General features: G+C 68.0%; 2 protein-coding genes. Both read left to right on the top strand.

Annotated features, from left to right (window positions below):
* Positions 1–1,197: LLM class flavin-dependent oxidoreductase (locus ACFWF3_RS33235; RefSeq protein ID WP_379317892.1), on the top strand; the 1,197-nt coding region annotated here is incomplete at its 5' end.
* A 108-nt stretch (positions 1,198–1,305) separates the two neighbouring features.
* A partial coding sequence (locus tag ACFWF3_RS33230; protein WP_379317890.1) for a TauD/TfdA dioxygenase family protein occupies positions 1,306–2,169 on the top strand: 864 nt, incomplete at its 3' end.

The following is a 2,169-nucleotide window of genomic DNA, read 5'->3' as shown; positions in this document are numbered from 1 at the left end:
AAGCTCGACTCGGTGTTCTTCGCCGACACCCTCGCCGTGGGACCGCGGATCGAACGCAACACCCTCACCGTGTTCGAACCGATCACCCTGCTGTCGGCGATCGCCGCGGTCACCGAGCGGATCGGCCTGATCGCCACCGCGTCCACCAGCTACAACGAACCGTTCAATCTCGCACGCAAGTTCGCCTCGCTCGACCACATCAGCGCGGGCCGGGCCGGATGGAACATCGTCACCTCCGGCAATGTCGACGAGGCCTACAACTTCGGGCTCGACGCGATACCCGAGCATGCCCGCCGCTACGAACGCGCCGAGGAATTCGTCGACGTGGCGCTGGCGCTGTGGGACAGCTGGGAAGCCGAGGCGATCGTGCTCGACACCGAGACCGGTGTGTTCGCCGACCCGAGCCGGGTGCACACCCTCGACTACGCGGGCGAACGGTTCCGTGTTCGCGGGCCACTGAACTCCCCCCGTGGACCGCAGGGTCGTCCGCTGCTGGTGCAGGCCGGGTCCTCGGAATCGGGCAAGGAGTTCGCCGCTCATCGTGCCGAAGCTGTGTTCACCGCCCAGCGCACCCTCGACGAGGGCGTGCAGTTCTACCGCGATCTCAAGTCGCGCCTGGCGAAATACGGTCGCGCCCACGACGACTTGAAGGTGCTGCCGGGCCTGGTGCCGTTCATCGCCGACACTGTCGAGGAGGCCAGGGCGCTCGAGCAGGAGTTCACCGACCTGATCTCGCCCGATTACGCACTGCGCCAACTGTCCTCGATGCTCGGCGTCGATCTCACCGCGCACGCGCTGGACGCACCGTTGCCGCCGCTGCCCGCCGAGAGCGAGATCGAGGGCGGCAAGAGCCGGTTCACGCTGGTCAAGCAACTCGCCGAGACCGAGGACCTCACGGTGCGTCAGCTCATCGGCAAGCTGGGCGGCGGCCGCGGTCACCGCACCTTCGCCGGCACCCCCGAGCAGGTAGCCGATGAGCTGCAGAGCTGGTTCGACGCGGGCGCGGCCGACGGGTTCAACATCATGGCGCCCTACCTGCCCGGCGGCCTGGCGGACTTCGTGGACCGCGTGGTGCCGATCCTGCAGGAACGCGGACTGTTCCGCACCGATTACGAATCCACCACCCTGCGCGGCCATTACGGGCTCGCTCCGGTGGAAAGCCAGTTCGCCGAGCAGGAGTCACGGGTGAGCGCCTGATGCGCGCCCGCCGACTCGATATCGAGTTCATGCGGGTGGTGAGCAGTTCCTGTCGGGAGTGAGGACTCCCGCACCCCCGCAACAGACTTCCCACGAAGGACCACCGACATGACCACCATCGAAAACCCCAGCGTCGTCACCGCTCTCGAGATCACCCCGGTCGCGGGCCACATCGGCGCCGAGGTGACCGGCGTCGACCTGCGCGAGGAACTCGCCGACTCCCAGGTCGACGAGCTCACCGCGGCGTTGCACCGGCACAAGGTGCTGTTCTTCCGCGACCAGCAGATCGGGCACACCGAACAGATCGCGTTCTCGCGCCGCTTCGGCGCGGTCACCCCGTCACACCCCTACGACGACGACGCGCCCACCGAGCACCCCGAGATCCTGGCTGTCGACAGTCGCCTCTACGAGAAGAAGTTCGGCCGCAAGAAGTTCAGCTACACCAACCAATGGCACACCGACGTCTCGCCGCTGATCAACCCGCCCGCAGCCTCGATCCTGCGCGCTGAGATCGCGCCGGAGACCGGCGGCGACACCCAGTGGACCAACCTCGCCGCGGCCTACGCCGGGCTGCCGGAATCGCTGCGCACCTTCCTGGACGGGCTGCGCGCCGAACACCGCTTCGGTGGCCGGATCCCGCCGTGGGAGGCGGGCAGCGAGTACGCCCGCAAGATCGCCGCCGCGCCGCTGGTGACCGAGCACCCCGTCGTCCGCGTCCACCCGGTGACCGGTGAGCGCGTGCTGTTCGTCAACCCCGGCTTCACCACCAGGATCCTGGGGCTGACCCCGCCACAGAGCGATGCCCTGTTGCAGCTGCTGTTCGACGAGATCTCACATCCCTCCTACACCGTCCGCTTCCGCTGGAGCAAGGGCTCCATCGCGTTCTGGGACAACCGCGCCACCGCGCATCTGGCCCCCAGCGACCTCGACCACCTCGACGTCACCCGGGTCCTCTACCGCACCACCCTCGAG

The organism is Nocardia sp. NPDC060220, assembly GCF_042727815.1.
Taxonomy (GTDB): Bacteria; Actinomycetota; Actinomycetes; order Mycobacteriales; family Mycobacteriaceae; genus Nocardia.
The sequence above is the reverse complement of the archived record's forward strand: the minus strand, read 5'-3'. Positions and strand labels throughout refer to the sequence as shown.